The sequence below is a fragment of the Sphingomonas bacterium genome, from assembly GCF_903643065.1.
In the GTDB taxonomy this organism is placed as follows: Bacteria; Pseudomonadota; Alphaproteobacteria; order Sphingomonadales; family Sphingomonadaceae; genus Sphingomonas.
Map to the genome: position 1 here is coordinate 1 of NZ_CAHJWX010000169.1, position 5,535 is coordinate 5,535.

The following is a 5,535-nucleotide window of genomic DNA, read 5'->3' on the forward strand; positions in this document are numbered from 1 at the left end:
CGCCCGCTCACCCGCAGCACCGCGATCGCCGCCGGCGGCCGGCCACTCGACAGCGCGACGATCGTGTCCTCAGCCAGGCTTGGCCCCCGTCTCGATCAATCGCCGCCATAGCGCCATCCCCGCCTCGCCCATCGGCGCCCAGCTCTTGACCAGCGCGTCGATCGCCTCCGGCTTGAGCGCCGTCGCGTCCGTCGCGTCGAGCAGCAGCTGGACATAGCGCTCATGCACCGGTGCGAGGTCAGGCAGCCCCATCGCCGCGCGAGCCTCCGCCGGGGTCAGGTCGAGGTCGATCGTCACCTTCATGCGCGCCTCCAATACGGCCCCACCCCGATGGCCGGGTCCACCCAGCCCTGATGGATCATCGTGCCCGCGACATAGACGATCACCACCAGCCCGACATAGGCGATCCAGCGGTGCCGCTCGATCACCCGCGCGATCAGGTTCGCCGCCACCGCCATCAGCGTCACCGACAGCGCCAGCCCGACGAACAACACAGTCGGATGGTCCCGCGCCGCGCCCGCCACCGCCAGCACATTGTCCAGGCTCATCGACAGGTCCGCGAGCGCGACCTGCGCGGCGGCGCGCGCGAAGCTCTTGGGCGCGGGTTGGACCTCCGCCGCCGAGCCCGTGCCGACCGGCCCCGCGCGCAGCTCGCGGAACAGCTTCCACGCCACCCACAGCAACAACAGCCCGCCGCCGAGCAGCAGCCCCACGATATGCAGCAACCGCGTCGCGAACAGCGCGAACCCGACCAGGCAGACCAGCGCGATCCCGACGCCCAGCGTCAGCACGCGCCGCCGGTCGCGCGGCTCCAGCCCCGCCGCCAGCGTCCCCAGCACGACGACATTGTCGCCCGCCAGCATCAGGTCGATCATCAGCACCTGCCCCAGCGCGGCGAGCCCGGCGGGGGATAGAAGGTCAGCGATCGAGAGCGGCGGCATCAAGCAGGAAGGTAGCAGCGCGTCTCCGCCCCGTCACCCCGGCCTTGAGCCGGGGCCGGGCTGCCTATTGCCTGTTGCCTGTTGCCTATTGCCCAGAGCGCCGCGGCAAAGCCGCGTCGTGACGTCGACCGGGTCGGTGTCGCGGCGGCGCCGCTCCCCCGCCCGTCGGCCGAGCTTGCGCGTCTCGGTCGCAGCGACGCTGCGGCCGTGCGCGCCGCGCTACTGATTCATGCTTTCGAAAAACGCGTCGTTGGACTTCGAATCCTTCATCTTGTCCAACAGGAACTCCATCGCGTCGGTGGTCCCCATCTGCATCAGGATGCGGCGCAGCACCCACATCTTGGACAGCTTGGCCTTGTCGACCAGCAGCTCGTCCTTGCGCGTGCCGCTCTTGCCGACGTCCAGCGCGGGGAAGACGCGCTTGTCCGCCACCTTGCGGTCCAGCACGATCTCCGAATTGCCGGTGCCCTTGAACTCCTCGAAGATCACCTCGTCCATGCGGCTGCCGGTGTCGATCAGCGCGGTGGCGATGATCGACAGCGAGCCGCCCTCCTCGATGTTGCGCGCCGCGCCGAAGAAGCGCTTGGGCCGCTGCAGCGCGTTGGCGTCGACGCCGCCGGTCAGCACCTTGCCCGACGACGGCACCACCGTGTTGTAGGCGCGCCCCAGCCGGGTGATCGAGTCGAGCAGGATCACCACGTCGCGCTTGTGCTCGACCAGCCGCTTGGCCTTCTCGATCACCATCTCGGCGACCTGGACGTGGCGCTGCGCCGGCTCATCGAAGGTGGACGACACCACCTCGCCCTTGACCGAGCGCTGCATGTCGGTGACCTCCTCGGGCCGCTCGTCGATCAGCAGCACGATCAGGAACACTTCCGGGTGATTCTCGGACAGCGCGCGCGCGATGTTCTGGAGCATCACGGTTTTGCCGACGCGCGGCGGCGCCACGATCAGCGTGCGCTGGCCCATCCCCTGCGGGCTGACGATGTCGATGACGCGGCTCGACTTGTCCTTGATCGTCGGGTCGAAGCTGTCGAGCGTCAGCTTGCGCTCGGGATAAAGCGGCGTGAGGTTGTCGAAATTGACGCGGTGGCGCACCGCTTCGGGATCGTCGAAATTGACCGCCGTCAGCCGGGTCAGCGCGAAATAGCGCTCGCCGTCCTTGGGACCCCGGATCTCGCCTTCCACCGTGTCGCCGGTGCGCAGGCCGTGCTTGCGCACCTGGTTGGGGGTGACATAGATGTCGTCGGGCCCCGCCAGGTAATTGGCCTGCGCGTTGCGCAGGAAGCCGAAGCCGTCGGACAGCACCTCGATCGTGCCCTCCCCCATGATCTGGTCGCCCTGCTCCGCCTGTTCCTTCAGGATCGCGAACAGCAGGTCCTGCTTGCGCAGCGTCGACGCGCTCTCGACCCCCAGCTCCTCGGCCAGCTGCACCAGCTCGGCGGGCGTCTTCTTCTTGAGATCTTTGAGATGCATGGGGGAGTTCCGGGAGATAGGGCTCGGACGGGCGCGGGGCCGCGCCGGGGACAGGTCACGAAGCTGTAAAAAGCGCGGGAGCCCGACAGAACGCCGACCGCAATATAACGGAGGTAAGCGCAGCCGCCGATCACGTCAAGCGTCCGTCCCCTACCTCCCTGCTACCTGCTCCCTATTCCCTACTCCCTGTCCTTCAAAACGGCTTCACCACCACCAGCACCACGATCGCGATCAGCAGCAGCGCCGGCGCCTCGTTGACCAGCCGCAGCGTCCGCCCCGCCAGCCGCGCCTGTCCTCGCGCGAGCCGCCTGGCATAGCCCACCGCCCAGCCATGATAGCCCGTCATCAGCACCACCAGCGCGATCTTGGCGTGCAGCCATCCCTCGCCCCAATGCCGACCCACCGTCGCCAGGACCAGCCCGAGCAGCCACACCGCGATCATCGCCGGCGTGATGATGACGCGCCGCAGCTTGCCCTCGCGCGCCACCCACGCCGCCGTCTCCTCGCTCCGCCCGGCGAGCAGCGCCTCCTGGTGATGGACCAGGTAACGCGGCAGGATGAACAGCCCCGCCATCCAGAACACCACCACGACGATATGCGCGGCGAGCAGCCAGAGATAGTAAGGAGCGAGCGCGTCCATCATGGCCTGACCCTAACCTCGTCATGCTGAACTCGTTTCAGCATCCACGCGCGACGCCGGACACAAGCGACGTCGTCCTCAACAAAAGCCGGCCCGCATGAATGCTGAAACGAGGTCAGCATGACGACGTCCACCCCCGCACCCGCGCCAGCAGCCGCTCGACATGGTCCACCGGCGTATGCTGCCCGATCCCGTGCCCCAAATTGAACACATGCGGCCGCTCCCGGAATGCGCCCAGCACCCGGTCGACGCCCGCATCCAGCGCCGCCCCCCCCGCCAGTAGCGCCAGCGGATCGAGATTGCCCTGTACCGGCAGGCCCGGCGGCAGCACCGCGTCCGCCCAGGCCGGATCGACCGTCTCGTCCAGCCCGATCGCGTCCACCCCTGTCGCCCGTGCGTAATCCGGCAGCTTGCCGCCCGCGCCCTTGGGAAAGCCGATCACCGGCAGGCCGGGCGCCCGAGCCCGCAGCGCCGCCACGATCGCGGCGTTGGGCGCCACCACCCAGCGCTCGAACTGCGCCGGGCTCAGCGATCCCGCCCAGCTGTCGAACAGCTGCACGGCCTCGACGCCGGCCGCCGCCTGCCCGATCAGATAATCGATCGTCACCGCGACCACCGCGTCGATCAACGCTCCGAATGCGTCCGGATCGCGATAGGCGAGCGTGCGCGTCGCTTCCTGATCCTTGGAGCCCTGCCCCGCCACCATGTACGTCGCCACCGTCCAGGGGGAGCCCGCGAACCCCAGCAGCGTCGTCGCCGCCGGCAGCGCCGCCGCCACGCGTCGCACCGTCGCGTAGATCGGATCGAGCCGCGCCGGCGCCGCGTCCAGCCCCGCCAATGCCCCATCGATCAGCGCCGGCGTCAGCCGCGGCCCCTCCCCCACGCCGAACGTCAGCTCCTGGCCCATCGCCCATGGCACCATCAGGATGTCGGAGAACAGGATCGCCCCGTCGAACCCGAACCGCGCGATCGGCTGCAGCGTCACCTCCGCCGCCGCCGCCGGATCGGTCGCCAGCGCCAGGAAGCCGCCCTTCTCCGCCCGGAGCGCCCGGTACTCGGGCAGATACCGCCCCGCCTGGCGCATCAGCCAGACCGGCGGCACCGCCTGCCGCTCGCCGCGCAGCGTCGCGAGCAGCGGCTTGGCCGTCCTCTTCTTCTCTAAAGAGAGATCTAAAGGGGATGTGGAGGTAGTGGGCACGTTGACGGCGGGGCTTAGTCGCCGCTGCCCGATCCGCCAACAGCTTGACGCGTCCGCTCCCGCGCGGCCTCGTGAGTCGGTGGACTTGTCCACGTCATCCCCGGCCGGTGGATGGAACCGGCGGCTGTGGATCGCGCTGTGGACAAGGTCCGATCCATCCCCCGCCGTCCGGCCCGCTTGGCCGTCCGGCGCGGTTGCGCTACCGCCTGTCCCCGACTTGTCCACGGATCGATCCCGATGAGCGTGCCCGCCAGGCTCCACCTCCATCTCCTCTCGGATTCGACCGGCGAGACGCTGGAGACGATCGCGAAGGCGGCGCTGGCCCAATATGACGATGTCGAGACGGTGCGGCATTTCTGGCCGATGGTCCGCACGGAGGCGCATCTGGAACGCATCCTTCAGGAGGTCGCGCGCAACCCTGGGCTGGTCGTGTTCACGCTCGTCAACGTCGCCGCGCGCCGCATGCTGGAGGACCGGTGCCGCGATATGGGGCTGCCCGCCGTCGCGCCGCTCGATACCGTCACGGACGCGCTGTCCGGGCTGCTCGGCCAGGCGGCCAAGGCGCGCCCCGGCCGCCAGCACGCGCTCGACGCCGCCTATTTCGCGCGCGTCGACGCGATCCAGTACACGATCGCGCACGACGACGGCATCAACGCGGACGAATGGGAGGAAGCCGACATCGTCCTCGCCGGCGTCTCGCGCTCGTCCAAGACGCCGACCGCCATCTATCTCGCCAATCGCGGCTACAAGGTCGCCAACATGCCCGTGGTGGTCGAAAGCCCGCCGCCGCCCGCGCTGTTCGGGCTGGTCGGGCCGCTGGTCGTCGGGCTCACCACCGGCGTCGATCGGCTGATCCAGATTCGCCGTAACCGCCTCCTGTCGCTCAGCCAGGAGGGCGACACCGCCTATATCGAGCTGGACGCGGTACGGCGCGAGCTCGCCTATGCCCGGCGCCTGTTCGCCGACCATGGCTGGCCCGTGATCGACGTCACCCGCCGCTCGATCGAGGAGACCGCCGCCGCGATCATCGCCCTGTTCCAGCAACGCCGCGACGCGACCGCATGACCCTGATCCTCGCCTCCGGCAGCGCCTCGCGCCGCGCGATGCTCGACGCCGCCGGCGTTCCCCATGCCGCCGAGCGCCCGCTAGTCGACGAGGAGGCCGCCAAGGCGTCGCTCGCGCATCTGACCCCGCGCGACCTCGCCGACGCGCTCGCCGAGCTGAAGGCGCTCAAGGTCTCCGCCGCCCGGCCCGAGGCACTGGTGCTCGGCGGCGACTCG

At 69.6% G+C, this 5,535-nt stretch carries 7 protein-coding genes; 2 read left to right on the forward strand and 5 right to left on the reverse strand.

What is annotated here, in order from left to right; translation table 11 throughout:
* Positions 1–69: 69 nt before the first annotated feature.
* From HUU95_RS07315 to hemE, 5 genes are all read right to left on the reverse strand, one after another.
* Complete coding sequence (locus HUU95_RS07315; RefSeq protein ID WP_174279515.1) at positions 70–303, reverse strand: DUF6489 family protein; 234 nt, start codon at positions 301–303, stop codon at positions 70–72.
* Complete coding sequence (locus HUU95_RS07320) at positions 300–941, reverse strand: YjbE family putative metal transport protein (RefSeq protein WP_174279516.1); 642 nt, start codon at positions 939–941, stop codon at positions 300–302. The genes HUU95_RS07315 and HUU95_RS07320 overlap by 4 nt, the downstream gene beginning before the upstream one ends.
* Positions 942–1,160: 219 nt before the next feature.
* A complete protein-coding gene (gene rho / locus HUU95_RS07325) occupies positions 1,161–2,417 on the reverse strand; it encodes a transcription termination factor Rho (RefSeq protein ID WP_174279517.1) in 1,257 nt (418 codons plus the stop codon).
* Positions 2,418–2,610: 193 nt separating this feature from the next.
* Positions 2,611–3,060 (reverse strand): CopD family protein, encoded by a 450-nt coding sequence (locus HUU95_RS07330; protein ID WP_254602671.1) that lies wholly within the window; start codon positions 3,058–3,060, stop codon positions 2,611–2,613.
* A 112-nt stretch (positions 3,061–3,172) separates the two neighbouring features.
* A complete protein-coding gene (hemE, locus tag HUU95_RS07335) occupies positions 3,173–4,255 on the reverse strand; it encodes a uroporphyrinogen decarboxylase (RefSeq protein WP_174279518.1) in 1,083 nt (360 codons plus the stop codon).
* 237 nt (positions 4,256–4,492) lie between these two features.
* Here hemE and HUU95_RS07340 point away from each other — a divergent pair, with 237 nt between their 5' ends.
* Complete coding sequence (locus tag HUU95_RS07340; RefSeq protein ID WP_174279519.1) at positions 4,493–5,320, forward strand: pyruvate, water dikinase regulatory protein; 828 nt, start codon at positions 4,493–4,495, stop codon at positions 5,318–5,320.
* Positions 5,317–5,535 (forward strand): Maf family protein (locus tag HUU95_RS07345; protein WP_174279520.1); only part of this gene is annotated, 219 nt, incomplete at its 3' end. The genes HUU95_RS07340 and HUU95_RS07345, both read left to right, overlap by 4 nt.